1 protein-coding gene is annotated in these 525 nt (G+C 67.4%); it reads left to right on the top strand.

The genetic code is table 11. From position 1 onward, the window contains the following. Positions 1-30: 30 nt before the first annotated feature. The coding region (locus AC01FP_RS18985) for a TraB/GumN family protein (protein ID WP_474482519.1) at positions 31-525 on the top strand (495 nt) is incomplete at its 3' end.

Below are 525 nucleotides of genomic sequence, written 5' to 3'. Positions count from 1 at the left end.
CGAGGTTGCGCGCGATACGGTGCTGGTGCCGTGACCCGCATAACAGCCATTGTTGCCGTCTGCGCAGGCGCGCTGGCGTGCCCTGCCATCGCGCAGGACAACGCCTCGGCGAACGAAATCATCGTCACCGCGCAGCGCTCGGGCGCGCCGATGTGGACGATCGATACGGCACAGGGCGCGATCGTGCTGGTGGGGGAACTGCGTGCCGTGCCCAAGGCAACCCCGTGGTTCACTGACCGGCTGGAGGAAGCCACCGCCGGTGCCGACCGGGTGATCCTCGGCCTCAAGCCCAAGGTATCCCCCGGTGACGTGTTCCGGATCATCTTCGCCGGGGGCAAGATCACCAAGCTGCCCAAGGATACTGTCGCCGCCGACTACCTTGCCCCGCAGCAGGCCCAGCGGCTCGCCGCGCTGGAGGCGAAGTACGACCAGGACTATGCCCGCTCCAGCTTCCTGATTACCTCGTTCGACCTGCTCGCGCGGCGGCTCGGGTTCAACCGCGACACCGGCAAGGATGCCTCCGAC

This window comes from Cyanobium sp. NIVA-CYA 375, assembly GCF_056108345.1.
Note: the sequence above shows the minus strand (reverse complement) of the source record. Positions and strands in the feature narration are given on the sequence as shown.